The sequence below is a fragment of the Streptomyces sp. PsTaAH-137 genome, from assembly GCF_003259365.1.
Lineage (GTDB): Bacteria > Actinomycetota > Actinomycetes > Streptomycetales > Streptomycetaceae > Streptomyces.
Genome location: NZ_QLLY01000018.1, coordinates 92459 through 115880, shown reverse-complemented (window position 1 = coordinate 115880; position 23422 = coordinate 92459). Strand labels below are relative to the sequence as shown.

Genomic DNA, 23422 nt, shown 5'->3' with positions numbered 1-23422 from the left:
GGGGCGCGGGTGCGATCAGGATCAGGCGACAGCCGGTTCCCGGTCACCGGGGGTCTCCGGCTCGGCCGGGCCGTCGTCGGGCAGATCGGCCGGAAGATGCGAGAGCGGACCGCGCGGGTACTGCGCGGTGACCAGCGCCGACGCCTCCTCGGCGGTGGAGACCGACGGCGGGGACCCGGCGAGCGGCTGCCGCGCCGTCTCCTTCATGAACAGCACGGCGACGGCGCCGACGACGGCCGCGAACATCATGTAGAACGCCGGCATGAGGCTGTTGCCGGTGGCGCTCGTCAGCCCCTCCATCACCAGCGGCGTCGTACCGCCGAAGAGGGACCCTGCGACGTTGAACGAGATCGCGAGCGCCGAGTAGCGCACCTCGGTCGGGAAGAGCGCCGGCAGCACGGCGGACATCGTCGCGAGGAACGTCAGCAGGCACAGGCCCAGAAGCAGCAGACCGGCGTAGATCGCGACGTGGCCGCCGCTGCGCAGCAGCAGGAACGCGGGCACGGTCAGGACGACGAAGCCGAGCATGCCGGTCAGCAGGACGGGCTTGCGGCCGACCCGGTCGGAGAGGGCGCCGAGCGGGTGGACGAGGCACATCAGCACGACCATGACGATGACGAGGGCGACGAGTCCGGCGGTGGAGCCGTACTTCAGCTCGTCGGTCAGGTAGGTCGGCATGTACGACAGCAGGCCGTAGTCGGCGATGTCGTAGGCGGCGACGAGCACCATGCACAGCAGCAGGGCGCGCCAGTGGTCGCGGAAGAACGGGCCGAACCGGAACTTCGGGCGGTCGGCGCCGCGCTCCTGCTCGCGCTCCAGCTCCTGGAAGGCCGGGGTGTCCTCCAGCTTGAGCCGCATGTACATGCCGATCAGGCCGAGCGGACCGGCGACGAGGAACGGCACGCGCCAGCCCCAGGAGAGCATGGCGCCGTCGTCCAGGGCCGTGGTCAGGATGGTGACGAGACCGGCCGCGCCGACGTATCCGGCGAGCGTGCCGAACTCCAGGTAGCTGCCGAAGAAGCCCCGGCGCTTGTCGGGCGCGTACTCGGCGATGAAGGTGGCCGCGCCGCCGTACTCACCGCCGGTCGAGAAGCCCTGGATCACGCGGAAGAGGAGCAGCAGGACCGGCGCCCAGATGCCGATGGCGGCGTAACTGGGCACCAGGCCGATGCCGAAGGTGCCGAGCGCCATCATGATCATGGTGAGGGACAGGACCTTCTTGCGGCCGATCCGGTCACCGAGCGGCCCGAAGACGAATCCGCCGATCGGCCGCAGCAGGAAGGCCGCGGCGAACGCGCCGAACGAGGCGAGGGTCTGGGCCGTCGGGTTGCCCGACGGGAAGAACACCTTGCCGAGGGTGACGGCCATGTAGGAGTAGATGCCGAAGTCGAACCACTCCATGGCGTTGCCGAGCATCGCGGCCTTCACCGCGCGCTTGACCGCCGGCTCCTCGGTCACCGTGATGTCGCTGCGCCGCAGCTTGGGGCTGCGCCGTCGCTCGATCACCCGGAACAGTCCCCGGTGGCGGCGCACCGCCTCCGGATCCCACTCGGGCTCGGCCTCACTTGCCGCCTGCGTCGTCTCCGCGCTCACTGACGGATTTCCTTCCTCCGGCTTCCCTCCGGGGGCCGCGGTCCGGTCTCCCGTCGCGCGCCGCCTCCGGTCAGGAAGACAAACACCTTCAGGCAACCCCGCCTGCCCCCTGCCCAGCGGTTCCATGCAGGTCAAAACGGTGGAGAACTCGCGAGGAACATCACACTCATCCTGCACAGGCTCCGGAAGAGGCGCAGGTCAGCGACTTCATATCCGACATGACAACGGTCACCGGTGCAGCCTTTGCCGAGGCGCGCGGCATGCGTTTGACTGCCCTCAAGGCATCCGTCGACGGGGGAGGACGCGCACATGAGCGGGCACGACCACGGGCCGGCTGCGGGGCACACCGACGGCCCCGGGAGCGAGCACGACCACGGCGGCCACGGGCACGCCGGTCACGGCCACGGTGTCTCGGCGGACGCCGACCGCCGCTGGCTCGCCCTGGCGCTGACGCTGATCACGGGTTTTATGGCCGTCGAGGTCGTCGTCGGCGTCGTCGCCCGCTCCCTCGCGCTGATCTCGGACGCGGCGCACATGCTCACCGACGCGGCGTCCATCGTGCTCGCGCTGGTCGCGATGCGGCTGGCGGCCCGTCCGGCGAAGGGCCGCTTCACCTACGGGCTCAAGCGCGCGGAGATCCTGTCCGCCCAGGCCAACGGTCTGACGCTGCTCCTCCTCGGGGTCTGGCTCGCGTACGAGGCCGTGCGCCGTCTGGTCGCGCCGCCCGAGGTCGCGGGCGGGCTGATGCTCGCGACCGCGCTCGCCGGCATCGTCGTGAACGTCGCCGCGACCTGGTGCCTGTCCCGGGCGAACCGCTCCTCGCTCAATGTGGAGGGCGCCTACCAGCACATCCTCAACGACCTGTTCGCGTTCATCGGCACCGCCGTGGCCGCCCTGATCGTCGTCCTCACGGGGTTCGCCCGCGCCGACGCCATCGCCACCCTCGTGGTCGTCGTCCTGATGGTGAAGGCGGGCTACGGGCTGCTGCGGGACTCCGGGCGCATCTTCCTGGAAGCCGCTCCGGCGGGCCTGGACCCCGACGCCCTCGGCGACCGGCTGGTCGCGCAGAAGCAGGTCGTCGAGGTGCACGATCTGCACGTCTGGCAGATCACCTCGGGTCAGGCGGCCCTGTCCGCCCATGTGCTGGTCGAGCCCGGCGGCGACTGCCACGCGGTGCGCCGCACGCTGGGCGAACTGCTGCGCGACGACTACGGCATCACGCACACCACCCTTCAGGTCGATCACGCCCCGGAGCCCGTCCTCCAGGTCGCACGGGCCGACGCGGCCGGGGCGGACGCCCACTGCGCGGATTCCCACGGCCCGGTCCACCGGGAAGAACCGCACGCACACTGACGGCCACATCTCACACACTCCGGCGGAACAATGCGGCCGCCCGCGGCGCTGTTCCTGATACCTGGCCAGGTATGCAGTGCGCGGACACCACAGGCGGCAGGGCCCCATCGGGGGCGGAGGAGTGTGAGAGTGATGGCGAGGTCAGGACCCGTCGGACCGCTGGACGGCGAGGACGGTCACGAGGACACGTGTGTCGTGACGACGTGCGGGCGCAGGATCGCCGTGCGGCGCATCCGGCTGGCGCCCGCGGGCCGGCCCATCGGGCGGGTCACTCTGGACGTGGGCGCGGACCGGGGCGGCGAGCCGGGGGTGTGGGCGTCGCTCACCAGCGCCGAGGCCCGTGAGCTGGCGCGCATGTTGCTGCTGAACGCCGACCTGACGGACAGCGGCGCCGACCCGCACCGCCTGCACGGCTGAGCCGGAGATCAGCCGGCCGGCCCCCGGGGCGCGTCCTCGGCATCGGCGACGGCCTGCTCCCGCTCGTCCTCACCGGGTTCGGCCTCGCCCACGAGGTGTTCGAAGGTGCCGGTGACCGTCAGCAGCCGGTCGAGGCGCGGCGAACGTCCGGTGATCCGGAGGGTCAGGCCGTCCCGGTCGAGCCGGCGGTGCAGGGTGAGGAGCGCGGAAAGCCCCATGGAGTCGACGCAGCGGAGCTCGGCGCAGTCCAGCAGGACGGTGTCGACGCCCCGGTGCTCGTCGAGCGCGGCGCCCGTGAGCCCGGCGAACGTGCCGTCGGTGTCGTAGTCGAGTTCCCCGGCGACCCTCAGGGTCAGAACGCCGTCGCACGGCTCGTCGACGGTCACGCTCAGGGCGGTGTTGCTGGTCATACGGGCTGTCCGGCGACTCTCTGCGATGTCATGACGTGAACCTTCCCCGGGTGTGTCCGTCCACAGCGGTGAGATGAGTGGCACGCGGGGCCGTGATGGCCAGCAGCGCCATGTCGTCGTGCGGGCCGTCACCGACCCACTGCGAGGCGACCATCTGCACGCGTTCGGTGACCGCCTCCGCGGGCATCCCGGCGCATTCGGCGAGCACGGCACGCAGCCGTTCCTCGCCGAACAGACCGTCCCCGAGCGGCCCGCCGTGTGCCTCGGTGATGCCGTCGGAGTACAGCAGGCAGGTCTCGCCGGGGTGCAGGACCACGGTCGCGCCGGTCACCGACATCTCGGACAGCACGCCGACCAGCGTGCCGCGCGTGCTGGCTTCCTCGACCCTGCCGTCGGCGCGCACGACGAGGGGCGGGGGGTGCCCGGCGCTCGTGACGCGCAGCCGGACGCGGTCCCGCTCGCGCACCGCGGAGGCGAGCACCATCGTGGCGAAGCGGGTGTGGTGGGAGGAGAGCAGGGCGCTGTTGAGCAAGGACAGCATGCGGGCGTGGTCCGAGGCGAAGGGCAGCAGCGCCTCGACGGTGTTGCGGATCTTGCCGGTGAGCACGGCCGCTTCGAGCCCCTTGCCGCACACGTCGCCGAGGACCGCGAACGTCTCGCCGTCCGGATCCTCCGAGGGGTGGACGTCGTAGAAGTCGCCGCCGATCCGCTCGCCCGCCGCGGAGGGGCGGTAGCGGCCCGAGAAGTCGATGCCCTGGGTCCGGCGCAGGGTCGGCGGCAGCAGCTCCCGCATCAGGACGTCGGTGATGCGGGTCTGCTGTGCGTATATCCGGGCGGCCGACAGGGCGGCTCCGGCGCGGGCGGCGAAGAGCCGCGCGAAGGACTCCTCCGCTTCGCTGAAGGCAGCCTCCGCGCCGTGGCGCAGCAGGATCACGGCGCCGGCCGGGAAGCCGTGTCCGGGCAGCGGGACGACGACCACCGAGCCGATCTCGCGGGCCCGTCGCGCGAAGCCCTCGGGGATCGCCCAGGCCGGTGTCCCGGCGGGATCGATCCAGCGGGAGGGCACCGGGGGAAAGCCCAGAAGCGCCTCGGTCAGGCCGGGCAGCTCCCCGGGATCGAGGACGAGGTGGTCCTGGGTCACGCGATCGCCGTACGCCCGGGTCACCGGATGGGTCCGGCCGTTGCCGACGCCCACGATGACCGCCGCGTCGGCGAGGTGCGCGGCCGCGAGGGACGCGGTCGCCGCCATGCAGCGGTCCACGTTCAGCGATGCCAGCAGTTCGCTGGACACCTCCTGGAGGAGGCGTGAGCGGGCGCGCTCGCTCTCCAACTGGTCGCGGGCGGAGCGCAGATCGCTGTCGTCGACGAGCCACCAGGACACGGCGCCGTCCGCGCGCCTGCTCGGAAAGGCCTCGACCGTTCCCTCGCCGATCCGGCCCCGGGCCACCTGCGGCTGGGTCTCGTCGTCGCGGGTCAGAAGGTCGCTGTGGGCGCGGGACAGCCAGCCGGGGGCCGTGTCCGCGAGGAGGGCGCCGACCCGTACGTCCTTGAGGAGGCCGCCCGCCGGATCGTCGCAGGAGAGCACTCGGCCCGACCCGTCCACTGTGACGGTCGGGTGGGCGGCGCGCCGGACCGTGGTCGTGGCAGCGCCTCGGGGGTTCATTGGTTCCGTGGGGGAAACCATCACGCAGGGCCCAGGTTCGACGAGCCCACACCACCCTTCACCGCACATCTGTGGAGAGCAATCGACGCCTGTCTCAGGTGACTTGCTCCGGTCCGGGATCAGTGCTCCGTCTCATGCTTTCCATCCGGCAACAGTTGCACGGTGAGGGTCCCACCGGCAACCAACGCCTCCATCGAGGACGGGGTTCGCAGGAGATCGGACAATTTGCGACTCAGACCGAACCGGTTTCCCGCCCGAACCAGTCGAGACACACCACGAGGGCGTCGTCCTCCGCGTCGGCGTTCACGTGCACCGCGAGCTCCTGGAGGATCGCCCGCGGTACGGCGGACGCCGGCAGCAGACTCGCGGCCTGTATGGCGCGGGCCAGCCTGCGCTCCCCGTAGGCCTCGCCGGACTGGGAGAGCGCCGAGTAGACACCGTCGCTGACGAAGAGGAGGCGGTCCCCGCGCCGCACCTCGAATTCCTGGACGACGTAGTCGGTCTCCTCGAACATCCCGAGGGGCAGTTGCGCCTCGAACGGGACCTGATCCACCGTCCGGTCGCGCTGGCGCCACAGCTGGGGCGATCCCGCGTCGACCGTCTGCACCCGCTCCGTGGCCAGGTCGAACGAGAGCAGCAGCGTCGAGACGTACCGCTCACCGCGGTGTTGTGCGTAGAGCGCCTGGTCGGCGAGGGCGGCCTGGTCGGCGATGCCGATGCCGGCCCGCCGGGCGTTGCGCAGGGCGTTGACGGCGAGGTTGGTCAGGAGCGAGGCCTCGATCCCCTCCCCCATGCCGTTGGTGACGGTCAGGGTGAGGGTGTCGCCGGTCGCGGCCCAGTCGAAGTTGTCGCCGTGGATGGCGTACGCGGGCTCCAGCTGGGCGCCGATCGCGTACTCGGTCCGTGTGTAGGAGCGGCCGGGCAGCAGTTGCCACTGCATCTCGGCGGCCAAAGTGAGGCGGCTCGCCCTGCGGGCCTGCAGATAGACGTCGGTGTCGCGGTCGGCGACGACGATCTCGTGCCCCAGGATCTCCGCGAGGTCGGTCAGCTCGTTGATCTCCTGGGGCGTGCATCTCTCCTCCGGCACGCGCACGGCGAGGATGCCGAGCCGGTCGCCGCGCACGGTGACCGGCAGGAAGAGATCCACGGATCCCTCGCCGGCCACGGACCGGGTGTGCGGATCCTGGCTGGCGAAGGCCCGGCCGGCGGGGCTGGCGTGGACGGGTACGGGCTCGGCGGTGTGCGGCAGTTCCGTCACCGGCTGCAGGAGCGTCAGGCTGTAGTCGGCCATCAGCAGGTCGACCGAGAGGGCTCCGTACTGCTCGACCAGTGCCCGGCGCACGGTGTCCAGCAGATCGAACGGCGCGGCGGCGCGGATGGCGCGCTCAGCGGCGAGGAACTTGGTCACGCACTTCTCCGATGGGGCGGGCCGGCCACCGAGAAGAAACGGGAACGGGCGGCCGGCACCGCCACATCCCGCGGGACGATCAAAAGATCGCAAATGATGCCATGCAGCACCTATTTCGGGATTCTATCCCGGCGGCGGGGCATCCCGGTACCGTCCGTTCGTCCAGGTCGAAGCGGGTTTTCCGGCGCTCGGCGGGGACCGCTCCGGCGCACGTCAGGCGGTGGCTTCGGACGCCTCTTCGGGGCCGGACGCGGTGCCGTGCAGACCGATGTGCGCGACGGCGGCCTCCTGGAACTGCTCCAGCCCTTCGACCAGGGTGGTCAGCTCGGCCGGTGCCATCGAGCGCAGGACCGCCTCCAGCTCCCGGGCGCGCGAGGCACGGAACTCGTCGAGCACGGCCGCCCCGCGCCGGCTGAGCCGGAGATCGACCTCCCGGCGACTGGTGGGGCTGGCCACCCGCTCCACCAGACCGGCCGCTTCCAGCCGGTCGCAGAGCCTGCTCACCGACGACGGCCGGGATCCGAGAGCGTCGCCCAGGGTGCGCTGATTGACCCGCTTCTGGCCCTCGATGATGGTCAGCGCGCGGAACTGAGAGGGCGGCAGCGGTCCGGCCAGGGCGGCCGCCTGGCCGCGCCCCCACAGCACTTCCAGCAGCTCGGAGACACCGCACGCCACCTGTGCCACCTGCTCAGGGGAGCGGAAGGGCAGACTCTGGGGCATCCCAGCACCCTCCTGTCGGCAAGTGACGTCGGCCGTCCCCGAGCCTACCGCCGCCCCGGGGCTCCGGTGCGACCCGGCCCCGCGTCGCCCGCGCACGCCGCCCGGCCCGCCTGTCAGCCGGCGGTCCGCGTCGAGTCGCGGGGCAGCAGCGTGGCCTGCACCAACCGGTGGCCCGGCGCCGAGTCCGCCGGCGGCGGGTCCTGGACGAGAGCGATGAGCAGTTCCGCGGCCTGCTTGCCGATCTCCTCGGGGGCCAGGTCGAGCGCGGTGAGCGCGGGCCGGGCACTGCGGGCGAACTCGCCGTCGGCCCCGACGACGATCTGCACGTCATCGGGCACGCTCAGCCCGAGTTCACGGCAGACCGCGAGGGTGGCGAAGCCGAACTTCTCCATCACCACGTAGAGGGCGTCGGGCCGGTCCGGGCGGGCCAGCAGGCGGTGCGCGGCCTCCGTGGAGTCGGTGCCGGGCTCGGCGCGGTCCATCAGGACGGGGTGGCCGGTGCGCGCGCACCAGTCGCGGTAGGCCCGGGCCGCGTCCTCGTCGTAGGACTGGCCGGTCGAGCCGGTGAGCAGGCCGATGCGGCGTGCGCCGGTGGCGGCGAGGTGGTCGAGAGCGGCGACGGCGCAGGTGGACAGCTCGTTGTCGACCCAGGGGAAGGCGTCCTTGCGGGACAGGTCGCGGCCGGTCGTCACGACGGGGACGCCCATGCCGGAGAGGCGGGTCAGCAGCGGGTCGTCGGTGAGCGGGTCGATGACGATCGTGCCGTCGAGCGGGAGGGTGTCGAAGGGGCGGCCGTCCAGGGACGGCGGGACCAGCACGAGGGAGTAGTCGTGCGCCATCGCCGTCCAGGTCGCGGCGTTCACGATCTTGACGAAGTACTCGATGTCGGTGATGCCGCCCTCGACGGCGGTGCGGTGGGTCAGTCCGAGCAGTCCGGTGCGGGCGCCGCGCAGCCCCCGGGCGTTGGGGTTGGCGCGGTAGCCGATCTCGGCGGCGACGGCCAGCACCCGCTCGCGCGTCTCGGCGCCGACCCGGCCCACGCCGTTCAGCGCGTGCGAGGCGGTGGTGACCGAGACGCCCGCCCGGCGGGCCACTTCCCGCAGACCGCCGCTCCTCGCCGAGGCCCCCCGGGGCGTACCGCCGCGCTTCGGCTGTGTGACGTCTGACATGGCGGCGAGCTTACAGGTTGACTGCCAAAACGTTTAGGCAGTACGTTCCGGAGCGTTGCCAAAACGTTTGGGCAACGGCACCGGCCGGTGCACCGGAGAGTTGTCCGGGCGCCCGTCGCACCTCCCGCACATCGCCGTGCGACCCCTCCCCGTACATCGCGTCCCGTCCCTCCAGGCCGGGGCGCCGGTCCGCAAAGGACTCCTGCCGCTCATGGCCGAGGCCACCGCCACCGCTCCGCCCGGATCCACCACTCCTGCCGCGCCGACGTCCGTCTTCACGGTCGAGCAGCGCGGCATCGACGCCGTTCCCGCAGCGGAACGCCAGGGTGGCCCCGGCCGCCTTTTCGGCCTGTGGGCCGGCACCAACACCACCGTCTTCACCGTCGTGTACGGCGCGCTCGTCGTCTCGTTCGGCCTGTCGTTCTGGTACGCGGTCGCGCTGATCGTCGTCGGCAACGTGCTCGGCTTCACCGTGACCGGCCTGACGAGCCTCCAGGGCCCGCGCACCGGCACCTCCACACACTCCGTCTCGCGCGCCGCGTTCGGCCCGCGCGGCGGACGGCTGCCCGCCCTGCTGAGCTGGGTGATGCTGGTCGGCTTCGAGGCCGGCGGCATGGTGCTGATCGTCCTCGCCGGGCTCGCACTGCTCGACCAGGCCGGGATCACCACGGGCACGCCCGTGAAGCTCCTGGTCATCGCCGTCGCGGCGGGGCTGCAGATGCTGCTGCCGCTGTCGGGCTACCACCTGATCATGAAGGTGCAGAAGTACTTCGCCTGGATCTTCGCCGCGATGTTCGCCGTGATGGCGTTCCTCGTCGCGCCCAAGGCGGACTTCTCCGCGCACGGCGCCGCGCCGTCCCTGGTGACGATCTCGCTGGTGCTCGCGATGGTCACCGCGTCGGGCGGTCTGTCCTGGGCCGACATGGGCAGCGACTACTCGCGCTATCTGCCCGAGGACTCCGCCCCGCGCAAGGTCTTCGCGTGCGCCGCGCTCGGCGGCATGGTGCCCAACATCCTGCTGCAGATCCTCGGTGCCGCCGTCGCCACCGCCACCACCAAGGCGACCGACCCGATCTCGGGCCTGCCGGAGGTCCTGCCCGGCTGGTTCATCACCCCGTACCTGCTGCTCGCGATCGTCTCGCTGCTCGCGGTGAACACCACCGACATGTACTCCTCGGGCCTGAACCTGCTGGCCGTCGGCATCCCGATCAAGCGCTGGATGGTCGTCTTCATCGACCTCACGCTCTGCACGGCGATCACCCTGTGGGCGGTCTTCTCCGCCGACTTCTACACGCTGCTCTCGAACTTCCTCAGCCTGATCGTGCTGTGGCTCGGCCCGTGGGCGGCCGTGTACCTGACCGACTGGTGGCTGCGCCGCGGCCGGTACGACGTGCCCTCGTTCTTCCCCCGCGAGACCGGCCGCGACGGCGTCTACTGGCACAAGGGCGGCGTCCGCCCGGCCGGCCTGGTCGCGGTGCTGCTCGGCTTCGTCGCGGCCGTCCTCTGGGTCGACTCGACGGTGTTCGTCGGCCCGCTGTCCGACGCGGCCGGCGGCCTGGACCTCTCGGTCTTCGCCGGCGCCCTGGTCGCGGGCGTCGTCTACTGGCTGCTCGCCCGCCGCACGGTCCGCGCCGAGGCCGAACTCACCGTCTCCGCCTGAGACTTCCCTCCCCCTCTTTTCTCCGTACGCGCTCTGGAGCGAACCCCATGAACCACCCCAGCCTCCGCACCCTGATCGACGCCTCCGAGGGCGTCGTGAAGGCCGACCGGATCATCAAGGGCGGGCAGCTCGTCAACGTCTGCACCGGCGAGATCTACCCGGCCGATGTCGCCATCACCGGCGACCGCGTCGCCGCCACGGGCGACGTCAGCGCGTACGAGGGCCCGGACACCGAGTTCGTCGACGCGACCGGCAAGTACCTCACCCCGGGTCTGATCGACGGCCATCTGCACCTGGAGTGCTCGAAGCTGTCGGTGACGATGTTCGCCGACGCCGCCGTCCGCTTCGGTACGACGTCGGTCGTCTCCGGACTCGACCAGTTCCTCGTGGTCGCCGGTCCCGAGGGGGTGCGCGAGGCGCTGCGCGAGGCCGACGCGTCGCCGATGAAGATCTTCTGGGGTGCGCCGTTCAAGACGCCGTACACCCTGCCGGAGACGACGGTCGGCTTCCGCTTCGGGCCCGAGGACCACGCCGAGGCGCAGGGCGGGGCGGACTGCTTCGGCGTGTGGGAGACCGTCGCCGAGTTCGTCCTCAACCGCGACCCGAAGGTACTCCAGGCCCTCGAACTCGCGCACCGCAACCGGCTGCCGATCTTCGGCTGCGCCCCCATGGCCGCGCAGACCACCATCAACGCGCTGTCCGCCGCCGGTGTCCGCCTCGACCACGAGAGCTACACCGCCGAGGAGGCGTTGGAGAAGCTGCGCGCCGGCATGTCGCTGCTGATCCGCGAGTCGTCGGTGGCGCACTTCATGAACGAGAACGTGCGCACCATCACCGAGTTCGGCGCGCAGTCGCGCCGCGTCGGCCTGTGCACCGACGACATGCACGTCGCCGACATCCTGCGCGAGGGCCACCTCGACAAGCTCGTCCGGATGGCGATCAAGGCGGGTGTGAAGCCGGTCGAGGCGATCCAGATGGCGACGCTGAACTGCGCCGAGATGTACCGCATCGACCACCTCGTCGGCTCGATCACGCCGGGCCGCTACGCGGACGTCCTCATCGTGGACTCCCCCGAGTCCTTCCAGGTCGAGCGGGTGTTCTCGCGCGGTGAGCTGGTCGCCGAAGGCGGTCGTACGGTCGAGGCCCCGCAGCCGCCCGAGCGCACCGCCGCCCTCTCCCCCGCCTTCCGGGTCGCCCCGGTGACCGCCGACGGGATCGGCGTGGCCGCCGACGGCTCCTCCGCCGACGTGCTGGTCGTCGAGATGGACCGCACGGTGCCGTTCGTCCGCAAGGGCGTGCCCATGACGCTGCCCGTCGAGGACGGCACCGTCCGCGCCGACCTCGCGCAGGACGCCCTGTACGTCACGGTGTCCGAGCGGTACGGCAAGAACGACGGCGCCACGGTCACCGCGATGATCAACGGCTTCGGGCTGCGCTCCGGCGCCATCGCCTCCTCCGCCGCGCCCGACGACAACAACATCATCTGCGTCGGCGCCGACCGCGCGGACATGGCGCTCGCCGTCAACCACCTCTCGGCAGCCGGGGGCGGCCAGATCGTCGTGGACGGCGGCGAGATCAAGGAGTTCCTGCCGCTGCCGGTCGCGGGCATCGTCGCCGACCTCGTGCCCGAGGAGATGGCCGAGGCCGAGGACCGCCTGGAGGCCGCCGCCCGTGCGCTCGGCTGCGAACTGCCCTCCGCCTTCGGCTACTTGATCTTCCTGGAGATCACCGCGATCCCCGAGTACGCCGTCACCGACCTCGGCGTCGTGAACTATCACACCCAGGACGTCGTCGACATCCTGAAGCCCGCCGCCGCCAACTGACGCAGCTCACCTAGGAGTTCACACCTCATGACCGTCGACGCCTTTGTCACCGGCCTGCCCAAGGCCGAGCTGCACCTGCACATCGAGGGCACCCTGGAGCCGGAGCTGAAGTTCGCGCTGGCCGCCCGCAACGGCATCGAGCTGCCGTACGCCGACGAGGCCGCGCTGCGCGCCGCGTACGACTTCGACGACCTGCCCGGCTTCCTCGCCGTGTACTACGAGGGCATGACCGTGCTCCGTACCGAGCAGGACTTCTACGACCTCGCGGCGGCCTACGCGGCCAAGGCGCACGCGCAGAACGTGCGCTACGCGGAGATCTTCTTCGACCCGCAGGCGCACACCGCGCGCGGCGTCGCCTTCGACACCGTGATCCGCGGTCTGACGCGGGCCCTGGACGACGCCGAGCGGGCCACCGGCTTCAAGGGCCGCCTGGTGATGTGCTTCCTGCGTGACTTCCAGGCCGAGTTCGCGATGGCCACGCTGGTCCAGGCGCTCCCGTACAAGGAGTGGATCGTCGGGGTGGGTCTGGACTCGGACGAGGCGGGCAACCCGCCGGTGAAGTTCCGCGAGGTGTTCGCCCGTGCCCGCGCCGAGGGCTTCCGGCTGACGATGCACTGCGACGTCGACCAGAAGAACTCCACCGAGCACATCCGGCAGGTCATCGAGGAGATCGGCGTCGACCGGATCGACCACGGCGTCAACGCCCTCGAGGACCCGGCCCTGATCGCGGCGATCCGCGAGCGCGGGCTCGGTCTGACCGTGTGCCCGATCTCCAACGCCCATGTCACGGACGGCATGAAGGCCGCCGAGATCCGCGCGCTGCTCGACCAGGGTGTGAAGGTCACGGTCAACTCCGACGACCCGGCCTACTTCCCCGGCTACGTCGCCGAGAACCTGGCGGCCCTGCGCGAGCCCGCCGCCCTCACCGACGCGGACCTGCTCCGGTTGCAGCGCAACGCCATCGACATCTCGTGGGCGGCGCCCGCGGTGCGCGAGGCGTTCCTGGCGGAGCTGACCGCGTACGGCACGACGGCGAGCTGAGACGGGCCCGGCGGCGTCCCCCCGTGGGACGCCGCCAGGTGTCAGATCCCGTCGTCGAACCGGGTCAGCAGGCTCCTTCGTCCTGCCACGGGTTGCCGTCGCCGGCGGTCGGCTTCTCGTTCTGCGTCCACCACTTGGCCTTCCAGTTGTGGCTGTTGTAGCTCACCTCGTTGCCCGCGGTGTACACGGACGACGCGCTCCACGCCGTCTTGCAGCCGGTGGCCGGCGGGGTCGTGGTGCCGCCGGACGTGGGCGGCGTCGTGGTGGGCGGAGTGGCCCCCGCGAACTTCACCGAGTACTTCGCGAAGTCCCAGGAGTTCTGCGCGACGCTGGAGCAGGTGCCGGAGGTGCGCCCGCCGTTGTCGGCCGGGGTGCACTGGCGGTCGCGGTTGAGGGACCAGAAGGTGAAGCGGTCCATGCCGTGGCTCGTCGCGTAGTCGAGGACCGTCTGGAAGTCGGCCTGGGTGAACATCTCCCCCGTGTCGCTGCGGCCGTTCATGCCGGAGAAGCCCTCGTGGGCGTAGGCGGTGGCCTGGTCCCAGCCGAACGTGGACTGCAGGATCGCGTTGAAGTTGGTCAGCGCGGCGGTCTGCGAGGCCGCTCCGTTGAACCCGCCGTCGAACGGCATGATGGAGAAGTTGTTCGGCGTGAAGCCCTGCGACTTCGCCTCGAGCAGCATTTGCTTGCCGAACCAGCCGGTGCCGTCCGCCGTGCCCGCCGTGGTCACGGAGACGTAGAGACCGGGGTTGTTCTGCTGAAGGATCTTCGCGGCGCCGATCTCGTTCCTGACGGCCGCCGTGTTCTCGTACTCCGGCTCCTCCAGGTCGAAGTCGATGGCCTTCAGCGAGTACTTGGTGATGACCTGCTGGTACGCGGCCGCGGTGGACGCCGCGTCGGAGCAGGCCTGGCCGAGCTTCGTGCCGTTATAGCCGCCGATGGACACCGACACGTCACCGCCCTTGGCGCGGATCGCGTCGATCTTCGCCTTGACCGCCGTGTCGGAGGAGACCGGCGCGGTGCCGTCCCAGGTCGGCGAGCAGCCGCCTCCGCTGGGGGCCAGGATGAACGCGAGCTGGAAGGCCTTGAGCCCGCTCGCGTCCATGATGGCGCCCGCGTCCGGCGGGTCGTTGTCGAGCGGCATCAGATAGGGGGCGGCGGCGTACCAGCGGTTGCCGAGGGCCGCGGACGCGCCCTCGGCGTTGGTCGCCACCAGGGCGCTCGCGGCCAGCGCGACGGTGGTGACGGCGGTGGCAGCGCCCAGACATGCGCGAAGTCGTCTCACTCTGTTCCTCCTGCACGGGGGGATCGAGGCGCTCGATGGGGGTCGAGTGCGGACAGCTTCTTGACGATGAGGGGAGCACGTCAACGGATTGGACTGGACCAGAGAAGTCTTTGGACTAGACCATGCAATCTCTTTGCCGAACGGACGATCTTCCCGACGGTCGAGGCACCCGGCCGGTCAGCGGATCAGCCGGCCCGCCGACTCGGCCACGTACGCCAGCTCGCGCCGCACATCGGCCGTCCAGACGGTGGGCCGGGCGAAGTGGGTGGAGAACATGCCCGCCAGATCGCCCGCCGCCGACAGCACGGGCAGCGAGGCGACGGCCCGTACCCCGGCGTCCTCCAGCTCCTCCGCCGCCGGGGTGCCCACAAACAGTCCGGACCGGCGGACGTCCTCGACGAAGACGGCGCTGCGCCGCTCGGCGGCCGCGCCGCAGGAGCTGCCGTGCGCCGTGGTCTCGACGCGGCGGAAGAAGTCCAGGAACGGCTGGTGGAAGCCCCGTTGTGTCGTGATGCGCAGGGACAGCGAGGCGGGGTCGAGGAATTGGGCGTTGCCCATCGGGGCCCCGGTCACCCGCAGGGCCGCCGCCAGCGCCTCCCGCATCACCAGCCGATTGCGGCTCTGGGCGCGGTCGGCGGTTCCCACGCCGCTGCCCGCGCGACGGCGCAGGGCGCGCAGCCGGCCGGTCTCCTGCAACTGCCACAGGCGAGGATCGTCCACTCCCCAGACCTCCAACTCACCGCCCGCCGCCCGCACTTGTTCGGCCACGGCCTCGACGAGGGCCACTCCGGCGAGCCCGAGGAAGGAGACCCCGCTGAAGTCGAGGACCAGGCAGCGGTCGTGGTCCGACAGCTGCTGCCGCAGCGCGACCACGGCATCCTGGTCGAGGCGTCCGGCGACGTGCACGACCGTCCGCTCGGACTGCACGGCAACCGACACCTCGATGCCCGGCACCGATACCGACCATCCCATGTGATCCACCCGCCCTGACCGTACTGACGACGCACCTCCAGCGTAGAGGCCACGGCGCCCGGAAGAATCGTCGGCGCACCCACCAACGGGCGCGACGAGCGACGGCGGAGGCGCTCGGCCGGGGATTCCCCGGAGCAGATCCGGGGAGCGAGGCGCGGCCTGTCGGATCTGCGCCGCCGGGGCGCGGCGGAGATCCTGGACCGAGCCGCCTTCGAGCGATGAGTCCGGCCGCCCGGGACGGTCTTCCCCATCGACGGGCCGTTCAGCAGTGACCGCCCGCGGACAAGGAGAGCGCCATGACCACCACGTACACCTTCGACGTCTTCTCCAGCCTCGACGGCTTCGGCGCCGCCGGCGGTGACTGGACCGGGTACTGGGGCAAGCAGGGGCCCGAGCTCCTCGCCCACCGCCTCGATCTGTACGCCACCGACCAGCGGATGGTCTTCGGCGCGACCACGTACAAGCTGTTCGCGCAGATGCTGGCCGCGAGCACCGAGGACTCCGACGTGCGGGACCCCTGGGTCGCGCGCATGAGGGGCCTGCCCGCGACGGTGGTGTCGTCGACGCTGGAAGGCCCCCTCGACTGGCCGGACGCCACCCTGGAGAAGGGAGACGCCGTCGATGTCGTCGCCCGGCTCAAGGAGGAGTCCGCGGTGCCGCTGCGCTCGCACGGCAGTCTGGCCATGAACCGGGCGCTGATGGCCGCGGGACTGGTCGACCGGGTGCAGGTGACGGTCTTCCCCGTGATCACCGGCCGCACCGGACTCGGCCCGATCTTCGCGGGAGCGGAGGACTTCGACCTGGAGCTGATCGAGAGCCGGACCCTCGACGGAGACATCCAGGAGCTGAGCTACCGGCCCACCCTGCACCCCTGAGCGCGGCGAGGGACCGCGGTCAGCTCGACTCGGCCGGTGCGGGGCGCTGCTCCGCGCTCTCGCCGGGCGAGGCCGCGGCCACCTCGGTGCTCCGGCCGCCCCGGTCGGTCAGACCGGCCACGAGCGCGAGACCCAGACCGGCCACGGCGAGCACCGCTCCGGCGAGGTTGGGCGCGGCCCAGCCCCAGCCCGCCGAGATGACGAGACCGCCGATCCAGGCGCCCCCCGCGTTGGCCAGGTTGAACGCGGAGTGGTTGGAGGCGGCGGCCATGGTGGGGGCGTTCTTCGCCTTGGCCATGAGCAGCATCTGGACCGGCGTGGTGATGAGCGAGCCCATCGCCCCGATGAAGGTGATCGTGACCAGCGCGGCCATCGTGCTGTGGACGGTGAAGTAGAACGTCACCAGCGCGGCGGCGAGGAGCGCGAGCCCGCCGTACAGGGTCGGGCGCAGCGCGCGGTCGGTGAGCGGCCCGGCGAGGAGGGTACCGGCCGTCATACCGACGCCGTAGAGGGCGAGGACGAGGGTGGTGGAGGAGTCCGAGATGCCGGTGAGGTGCGTCAGCATCGGGACGAGGTAGCTGTAGACGGCGAAGAAACCGCCGAAGCCCACCACGGCCGTGGCGAGGCCGAGCGCGACCTGCTTGTTGCCCATGGCGCGCAGCTCGTGCCGGATCCCGGACTGCTCGCCGCGCGGCTGGTGCGGGACGAAGACCGCGAGCGCGGCGAGGGCGACGAGCCCGATGACGGCGACGGCCCAGTAGGCGGCGCGCCAGCCGAGCTGCTGGCCGAGCGCGGTACCGGCGGGCACGCCGACGATGTTCGCGACGGTGAGCCCGAGGAACATCTTCGACACGGCGCGGGCCGCCCGGTCCGGGGCGACGAGCCGGGAGGCGACGACGGCACCGACACCGAACAGCGCGCCGTGCGGCAGGCCCGCCACGAAGCGGGCGGCGAAGAGCGAGCCGAAGGAGGGGGCGACCGCGGACGCGGCGTTGCCGAGGACGAAGAGCCCGGTCAGGAGCAGCAGCAGCCGCTTGTGCGGGATGCGCGCGCCGATGCCGGTGAGCAGCGGGGCGCCGACGACGACACCGAGGGCGTACGCCGAGACGAGGTTGCCCGCGTGGGGCACGGAGACATGGACGCCGTCGGCTATCTGGGGCAGCAGCCCCATCGTGGCGAACTCGGTCGTGCCGATGCCGAACGCGACAACGGCCAGGGCCAACAGGGCCAGCGGCATGGTGCGGAAGAACCTTTCGAGGACAGGCGGGGTGTGACGGGCGGGTTTTTTCCAGAACGTTCAAGGATATTCACGGACGCTCAGGGGCAAAATCGGCACCCCTGCACCGCACGTGACGTGCAGTGCAGCCGTCGCGTCCGGCCACGCATTCCAGGATCGGCAGCCCTTTTCGGTGACGTGCGTCACGGCACTTCCGGACACTCCTCCATGGCATAGCCTCTCGGAATCAACTGATCTTCACGGTCGGCAAGTTGGCCGGAGAGGGACGGAGGTACCGGGGAAATGCCGGAGCGGCGCACGGTGCGAGTGGCGGGGATCCTGCTGTCCTACGAGGTGTCGGGACCGCCGGACGCCGTACCGCTCCTGCTGCTGCACGGTCTGGGCGAGGGCGCCGCCGACTGGGCGGCGGTGGCGCCGGCGTTCGCGCGCGATCACCGGGTGTACGCCCTCGATCTGCGCGGGCACGGGCACAGCGATCGGCCGGGCCGGTACTCCCTGGAGCTGATGCGGGACGACGTGCGGGCGTTCCTGGACGCCCTGGGGCTCGACCGGGTGCGGATCGTCGCGCACTCCATGGGTGGCGTGGTCGCCCATCTGCTGGCGGCGGCCGAGCCGGAGCGGGTGACGCGGCTGGTCCTGGAGGACGTGCCGCTCCCCCGCCCGCGGACCCCTCCGCCGCTGGTCCGCCCGGACGGAGACCTGGCCTTCGACTGGGAGATGGTGGTGCAGGTCCGGCGGCAGCTCGACACCCCGCCCGCGCAGTGGCTCGAACGGCTCGGCGCGATCACCGCCGAGACGCTGGTGATCGCGGGCGGGCCGCTCAGCCACGTGCCGCAGGACGGTGTCGCGGAGCTGGCGCGGCGGATTCCGGGCGGTCGGCTGGTGACCCTTCCGGTCGGGCATCTGGTCCACCGGGACGCGCCGGAGGAGTTCGCGGCGGAGGTCCGCGCGTTCCTCGGCGCCTGACCCGATTCAGAGGGGCTGGGCCATGGCCTCCGGGACGCGCTCCCGAAAACCCTGGAGCAGGCCTCCCACCAGGCCCGTGATACTTTCGCCGGGCCAGTCGTACCTTTGCACGGTTCGTCCGTGCACGGGTCAGGGAATCCGGTGGAAATCCGGAACTGACGCGCAGCGGTGAGGGTGACGGGCGGAGCCACAGCCACTGGGCCGGTGACACGGTCTGGGAAGGCGCTTCGCGCGGACGACCCCGAGTCCGAAGACCTACTGGCGGCCTCCGGGGCGTTCCGCGGCCGGGGGTGGACCGTAGACCGGCTCCGCGTATGAGCCCTGGACGCAGAGGATTCCCCCGTGCCGCCCGCCCGCTTCACCCGTCATGTCCGCCGTGCCGCACCGCTGTTGGCCGGTGCTCTCCTTCTCGCCGGATGCGGGAGTTCGACCGGCGCCGAGGAGAAGTCGGCGCGCGGGGTCACGATCGACAACTGCGGTACGAAGGTGCGTGTCGACCGCGCCCCGCGGCGTGCCGTCGCCCTCGACCAGGGCTCGGCGGAGATCATGCTGTCGCTCGGTCTCGCCGACCGGATGGTGGGCACCGGCACCTGGACGGACCCCGTGCTCAAGGGACTTGAGAAGGCGAACGCGAAGGTGCCCAGGCTCGCCGACCGCTACCCCTCCTTCGAGAAGGTCCTGTCCACCGAACCCGACTTCGCCGCCGCCTCGTTCACGTACACCCTCAGCAAGGGCGGAGTGGCCTCGCGCGGCAAGTTCGCCGAACTCGGCGTCCCCACCTACCTCTCCCCGAGCGACTGCGCGGGCAAGGACAACAGCGGCGACGGCGACGGCGAGCGGACCAGGGCGCTCACCCTCGACACGGTCTACGGCGAGATACGCGACCTGGCGCGGATCTTCGACGTGGAGAAGCGCGGCGAGAAGCTCATCGGCACGCTCAAGGCCCGCGTGGACAAGGCCACTTCGGCGGCCGACGCCTCGGACGTCAGCGCGCTGTACTGGTTCGCGAACTCCGACTCGCCCTACATGGCGGGCTGTTGCGGCGCCCCGGGTGTCATCACCGAGGAGCTGGGGCTGCGCAACGTCTTCGACGACACTCATGAGGAGTGGCCGCAGATCGGCTGGGAGACGGTCGCGGACCGCGATCCGGACGTCCTCGTCATCGGTGACCTGACGCGCCGCTCGCAGTCGGCCGAGTCGGCGGCGCAGAAGATCAGGTTCCTGGAGTCCGACCCGGTCACGAAGAACATGACGGCGGTGCGCGAGAAGCGGTACGTGCGGCTGAGCGGACAGGACATGAATCCGACGATCCGCACCGTGGACGGGGTGGAGAAGGTGGCCGCCGCGCTCGGCGAGTTCGGGCTCGCCCGGTGAGTGCGGCGACGCTGCGGTCCGGTCTGTACTGGGCGGCGGGCGTGTTCGCGCTGTGCGCGTCCGTCGCCGTGGCGATCACCTTCGGGCCCGCGCGGATCGGCGTCGGCGACGTGTGGTCGGCGGTGGGCGCACGGCTCGGCTGGGGCGGCTCGGACCTGTCGCCGATCCGCGACGGCATCGTCTGGAACCTGCGGCTGCCGCGGGCGCTGCTCGCCGTCGTGTGCGGGGCCGGGCTCGCCGTGTGCGGCACGGTGCTGCAGGCGCTGCTGCGCAATCCGCTCGCCGATCCGTTCGTGCTCGGGGTGTCCTCGGGCGCGTCGACGGGCGCCGTGCTCGTCGTGGTCCTCGGGGTGGGCGGCGGCGCGCTGTCGGTGTCGGGCGGGGCGTTCATCGGCGCGGTCGTCTCGTTCGCGCTGGTGCTGCTGCTCAGCCACACCCTGGGCGGCACAACGGACCGCGTGGTGCTCAGCGGGGTGGCGGCGATGCAGCTGTTCTCCGCGCTGACCTCGGTCGTGGTGCTGACGGCCGCCGACGCGGAGACCACGCGCGGCGTGCTGTTCTGGCTCCTCGGCTCGCTCGGCGGCGTCGGCTGGACCGAGGTGTGGCTGTGCTTCGCGGTACTCGTGGTCGCACTCGTCGTGTGTCTCGGGTACGGGCGCACGCTCGACGCGTTCGCCTTCGGCCCGGAAGCTGCGGCCGCGCTGGGCGTCCGGGTGGCCCGCACCCGGCTGATCCTGCTGTGTGTGACGGCCCTGCTGACGGCGGTCCTGGTCAGCGCGGCGGGCGCGATCGGCTTCGTCGGCCTGGTGCTGCCGCACGCGGCGCGCGCCCTGGTCGGCCCGGGGCACGCCCGGCTGCTGCCGGTGACGGCGCTCGCGGGCGCGGTGTTCCTGGTCTGGGTGGACACGGCGGCGCGCACGGTCCTGGCGCCGCAGGAGGTTCCGGTGGGAGTGGTGACGTCCTTGATCGGTGTGCCCGCGTTCGTGCTGGTGCTGTACCGGCGCAGGGCCGTCCGGTGACGGCCGGGCTGCGCGCGGAGCGCGTGTCCTGGTCGGCCGGCGGCGCGCTGATCCTCGACGGGGTGGAGCTGGCGCCACGCCCCGGCACCGTGACGGGACTGCTCGGCCCGAACGGCTCGGGCAAGTCGACCCTGCTGCGCGTGCTCGCCGGGGTGCTCGCCCCGGACTCCGGTGTCGTCACCCTCGACGGCGCGCCGCTCGCGGACGTGCCGCGCCGCACGGTCGCGCGACGGGTCGCCGTGGTGGAGCAGCAGTCCGACACCCAGGTCGAGCTGACGGTGGCCGACGTGGTGCGGCTCGGCCGGATCCCGCACCGCCGCGCGTGGGCGCCGGCGTCCGCGGCCGACGAGAGCGCGGTCCGCTCCGCGCTGGAGCGCAGCGGCCTGGCCGACAAGACGCACCGGCTGTGGCACACCCTGTCGGGCGGTGAGCGGCAGCGGGTGCAGATCGCCCGCGCGCTGGCCCAGGAGCCGCGCGAGCTGCTGCTCGACGAGCCCACCAACCACCTGGACATCCAGCACCAGCTGGAACTGCTCGACCTGATCACGGGCCTCGGCCTGACCAGTGTCGTCGCGCTGCACGACCTCAATCTGGCCGCCGCGTACTGCGCGCAGGTCGTCGTGGTGCGCCGGGGCCGGGTCGTCGCGGCGGGCGCGCCGGAGAAGGTGCTCACGGAGGAGCTGATCGCGGACGTGTACGGGGTCCGCGCCCGGGTGAGCGTCCCGGAGCCGGGCGGGCGGCCCCACATCAGGTTTCTCGGGACCCTCGCGCGCGATTCCTAGGAACGCTCACTACTCTGTGCCGATGCCCGACGCTCTCGCCGCCGCCCTGCCGTCCGTACGCCAGCTCGCCGACGCCCTCGGCCCGGGCGCGGCCTGGTCGGGGCGGGCCGACACGCAGGTCACCGACATCGTGGTGGCGGGCCCCGACGAGCCCCTCGACGACGTCGCCGGAGCCTTGGTCCTCGCGGTGGGCGTACGCGCCGACGAGGCCGCCACCTTTCTGGGCGCGGCGGCCGTGGCGGGCGTCGCCGCCGTGGCCTTCAAGGTCGGCGACGGACTGCTGCCGCAGGCCACGAAGGAAGCGGCGGAGCTGGCCGGCGTCTCCGTGCTCGGGGTTCCCGCCGGGCTGCGGTGGGACCGGGCCGAGTCGGAGCTGCGGGCGGTGCTCGCGTACGGCGGCCGGAACGGCCCCTCGGGCGGCCGGGACCTGTTCTCGCTCGCCCAGACCGTGGCGACCCTGACCCGGGGCGTGGTCAGCGTCGAGGACGGCGCGCACCGCGTCGTCGCCTACGCGGGCCCCGGCGAGGAGGCCGACGAGCTGCGCCGCCGCTCGGTGCTCGGCCGTGACTGCCCGGCGCCCTATCTGGAACTGCTGCGCGAGCAGGGCGTGTACCGGCGGGTCCGGGAGAGCGACGAGGTGATCGCGGTCGCCGCGCAGCCCCAGCTGGGCGCGCGGGCCCGGCTGGTGATCGGGATGAACGCGGGCCGTCGTCCGCTCGGCACGATCTGGGTGCAGGAAGGTGCGGGCCCGCTGGCGGCGAACGCGGCCGAGGTGCTGCGCGGCGCGGCCCGGCTCGCCTCGTTCCAGCTGGTCGACCACTACTTCCGGGGGGACGCGCGGGCCCGCCTCGGCTCGCGCGAGGAGCTGAGTCACGGGCTGCTCACCGGACGGTTCGACGCGGGTGCGCTCGCCGCGCACCTGGGGGTGGACCCGGTGGCGTCGGCCGATGTCGTCGCGGTCGATCTGCGGCTGGGTCCGGGCGGCACCGACGCGCAGCGCGCCGAGGCGGCCGGCGTCGTCTCGGTGCACGCCGCGGCGCACCGGGAGCACGCGCTCGTCGCCCAGGCCTGCGGCCAGATCTACGCGATCCTGCCGTGCCCGGCCGGGGCGCCCGCGGACGAGGCTCCCCTGGAGCGCTGGGCGGCCGATCTGGTCGTGACCCTGCGGCGTCTCACCGGCAGCGGGGTGCAGGCGGTCGTCGCGGGCCGGGCGACCCGGCTCAGCGACGTGCCCACGGTGAAGATGCGCGGCTTCCGCGGCCTGCAGCTGATGTCCTGTACGCCGGACGAGCCGGTCACCACGCACACCCGGCTGACGCCCGCGCTCCTCGTGCGCGACACGATCGATCTGCTGCGCGACGCGCCCCAGGTGCGCTGGCCCGCGATCGCCGCGCTCGTCGAACACGACCGCTCCCACGGCGGGGACACGGCCCGCTCGCTGCTGCGCTACCTCGACGCGTTCGGTGACGTGGCCTCGGTCGCCAAGGAGCTGAACGTCCACCCGAACACGCTGCGCTACCGCATCCGCCGCGCCGTCGCCCTGACCGGCCTCGATCTGGACGACGCCGAGCACCGGCTCGCGGCCGTGCTGCATCTGCGGCTCGCGCTCGACACGCCGACGGCGCCGGACCGCCCGTTCCCGACGCGCTGACGGGCGG

The 23422-nt window shown here is 72.0% G+C and carries 20 protein-coding genes and 1 riboswitch; of the genes, 11 read left to right on the top strand and 9 right to left on the bottom strand.

The annotated features are described in order from the left end of the window. Positions 1–21 precede the first annotated feature (21 nt). Positions 22–1593 carry an MFS transporter gene (locus K377_RS32550; protein ID WP_111667188.1) on the bottom strand — a complete coding sequence of 524 codons (1572 nt, stop codon included), beginning with the start codon at positions 1591–1593 and terminating at the stop codon, positions 22–24. A gap of 309 nt (positions 1594–1902) precedes the next feature. On the opposite strand from K377_RS32550, the gene K377_RS32545 reads away from it, so the two are divergent. Both K377_RS32545 and K377_RS32540 read left to right on the top strand, forming a co-directional pair. Then, complete coding sequence (locus K377_RS32545; protein WP_111667187.1) at positions 1903–2946, top strand: cation diffusion facilitator family transporter; 1044 nt, start codon at positions 1903–1905, stop codon at positions 2944–2946. A 132-nt stretch (positions 2947–3078) separates the two neighbouring features. After that, positions 3079–3363, top strand: coding sequence for a hypothetical protein (locus K377_RS32540; RefSeq protein ID WP_237551625.1), 285 nt, complete (start codon positions 3079–3081; stop codon positions 3361–3363). 8 nt (positions 3364–3371) lie between these two features. Here K377_RS32540 and K377_RS32535 read toward each other — a convergent pair whose 3' ends face one another. The 5 genes from K377_RS32535 to K377_RS32515 all read right to left on the bottom strand — a co-directional run bounded on the left by K377_RS32535 (position 3372) and on the right by K377_RS32515 (position 8733). Then, positions 3372–3773, bottom strand: coding sequence for an STAS domain-containing protein (locus K377_RS32535; RefSeq protein ID WP_111667186.1), 402 nt, complete (start codon positions 3771–3773; stop codon positions 3372–3374). Positions 3774–3801: 28 nt separating this feature from the next. After that, positions 3802–5436 (bottom strand): PP2C family protein-serine/threonine phosphatase, encoded by a 1635-nt coding sequence (locus tag K377_RS32530; RefSeq protein ID WP_111667185.1) that lies wholly within the window; start codon positions 5434–5436, stop codon positions 3802–3804. 232 nt (positions 5437–5668) lie between these two features. Then, positions 5669–6844 (bottom strand): PP2C family protein-serine/threonine phosphatase, encoded by a 1176-nt coding sequence (locus K377_RS32525; protein ID WP_111667184.1) that lies wholly within the window; start codon positions 6842–6844, stop codon positions 5669–5671. 213 nt (positions 6845–7057) lie between these two features. Further along, on the bottom strand, positions 7058–7564 hold the full coding sequence (locus K377_RS32520) for a MarR family winged helix-turn-helix transcriptional regulator (protein ID WP_111667183.1): 507 nt from the start codon (positions 7562–7564) through the stop codon (positions 7058–7060). A gap of 113 nt (positions 7565–7677) precedes the next feature. Continuing rightward, a complete protein-coding gene (locus K377_RS32515; protein ID WP_202455271.1) occupies positions 7678–8733 on the bottom strand; it encodes a LacI family DNA-binding transcriptional regulator in 1056 nt (351 codons plus the stop codon). A 211-nt stretch (positions 8734–8944) separates the two neighbouring features. Between K377_RS32515 and K377_RS32510 the strand changes: the two genes are divergently transcribed. From K377_RS32510 to K377_RS32500, 3 genes are read left to right on the top strand one after another with little or no spacing between them, the layout of a single operon-like run. Then, positions 8945–10393, top strand: coding sequence for a cytosine permease (locus tag K377_RS32510; RefSeq protein WP_111667181.1), 1449 nt, complete (start codon positions 8945–8947; stop codon positions 10391–10393). A 47-nt stretch (positions 10394–10440) separates the two neighbouring features. Beyond that, on the top strand, positions 10441–12216 hold the full coding sequence (locus tag K377_RS32505) for an adenine deaminase C-terminal domain-containing protein (protein WP_111667180.1): 1776 nt from the start codon (positions 10441–10443) through the stop codon (positions 12214–12216). Positions 12217–12243: 27 nt separating this feature from the next. After that, the gene (locus K377_RS32500) at positions 12244–13257 is read left to right on the top strand and encodes an adenosine deaminase (RefSeq protein WP_111667179.1); all 1014 of its coding nucleotides are present in this window, start codon (positions 12244–12246) and stop codon (positions 13255–13257) included. A gap of 64 nt (positions 13258–13321) precedes the next feature. On the opposite strand, the gene K377_RS32495 is transcribed toward K377_RS32500, so the two are convergent. Beyond that, positions 13322–14539, bottom strand: a complete 1218-nt coding sequence (locus K377_RS32495; protein WP_111667178.1) for a chitinase — start codon at positions 14537–14539, stop codon at positions 13322–13324. Positions 14540–14716: 177 nt separating this feature from the next. Next, on the bottom strand, positions 14717–15511 hold the full coding sequence (locus K377_RS32490; protein WP_111667177.1) for a GAF domain-containing protein: 795 nt from the start codon (positions 15509–15511) through the stop codon (positions 14717–14719). A 296-nt stretch (positions 15512–15807) separates the two neighbouring features. On the opposite strand from K377_RS32490, the gene K377_RS32485 reads away from it, so the two are divergent. Next, on the top strand, positions 15808–16386 hold the full coding sequence (locus tag K377_RS32485) for a dihydrofolate reductase family protein (protein ID WP_111667176.1): 579 nt from the start codon (positions 15808–15810) through the stop codon (positions 16384–16386). Positions 16387–16405: 19 nt separating this feature from the next. Here K377_RS32485 and K377_RS32480 read toward each other — a convergent pair whose 3' ends face one another. Then, entirely contained in the window at positions 16406–17623 is a 1218-nt protein-coding gene (locus tag K377_RS32480; RefSeq protein WP_111667175.1) for an MFS transporter, read from the bottom strand. A gap of 282 nt (positions 17624–17905) precedes the next feature. Between K377_RS32480 and K377_RS32475 the strand changes: the two genes are divergently transcribed. The 5 genes from K377_RS32475 to K377_RS32455 all read left to right on the top strand — a co-directional run bounded on the left by K377_RS32475 (position 17906) and on the right by K377_RS32455 (position 23415). Then, positions 17906–18589 (top strand): alpha/beta fold hydrolase, encoded by a 684-nt coding sequence (locus K377_RS32475; protein WP_111667174.1) that lies wholly within the window; start codon positions 17906–17908, stop codon positions 18587–18589. A gap of 97 nt (positions 18590–18686) precedes the next feature. Then, positions 18687–18867, top strand: a riboswitch (cobalamin riboswitch). 64 nt (positions 18868–18931) lie between these two features. After that, positions 18932–19963 (top strand): ABC transporter substrate-binding protein, encoded by a 1032-nt coding sequence (locus K377_RS32470; protein ID WP_111667173.1) that lies wholly within the window; start codon positions 18932–18934, stop codon positions 19961–19963. Continuing rightward, positions 19960–20982 (top strand): iron ABC transporter permease, encoded by a 1023-nt coding sequence (locus K377_RS32465; protein ID WP_111667172.1) that lies wholly within the window; start codon positions 19960–19962, stop codon positions 20980–20982. Before K377_RS32470 ends, K377_RS32465 begins: the two co-directional genes overlap by 4 nt. Next, positions 20979–21764: an ABC transporter ATP-binding protein gene (locus K377_RS32460; protein WP_111667171.1), complete on the top strand. Its 786-nt coding sequence runs from the start codon at positions 20979–20981 to the stop codon at positions 21762–21764. Before K377_RS32465 ends, K377_RS32460 begins: the two co-directional genes overlap by 4 nt. A 22-nt stretch (positions 21765–21786) precedes the next feature. After that, a complete protein-coding gene (locus tag K377_RS32455) occupies positions 21787–23415 on the top strand; it encodes a helix-turn-helix domain-containing protein (RefSeq protein WP_111667170.1) in 1629 nt (542 codons plus the stop codon). The last annotated feature ends 7 nt before the right edge of the window (positions 23416–23422 follow it).